The organism is Streptomyces sp. AC558_RSS880 (assembly GCF_019049255.1).
Lineage (GTDB): Bacteria > Actinomycetota > Actinomycetes > Streptomycetales > Streptomycetaceae > Streptomyces.
This window is the reverse complement of sequence record NZ_JAGMUJ010000220.1, coordinates 1-229: the sequence shown is the minus strand read 5'-3', so window position 1 is coordinate 229 and position 229 is coordinate 1. Positions and strand designations below refer to the sequence as shown.

1 pseudogene is annotated in these 229 nt (G+C 65.1%); it reads right to left on the bottom strand.

The window, feature by feature from the left end:
* Positions 1-229 (bottom strand): annotated as a pseudogene (locus KUM38_RS41410) (protein translocase subunit SecD); the annotation flags it as partial.

Below are 229 nucleotides of genomic sequence, written 5' to 3'. Positions count from 1 at the left end.
GATGAAGATCACACCGATACCGGTGTTGACCGTACGGGGCACCGTCTGCAGGATCGCCCGGTTGGTGACCTGGGCCAGCGGCGCCTTGCCGTCCTTGCACCACAGCTCGCGGATCCGGTCGAACACCACCTCGGAGTCGTTCACCGAGTAACCGATCACGGTGAGCAGCGCGGCCAGGAACACACCGTCGACCGGTTTGCCCAGCCAGGCGAAGACGCCGGTGAGGATC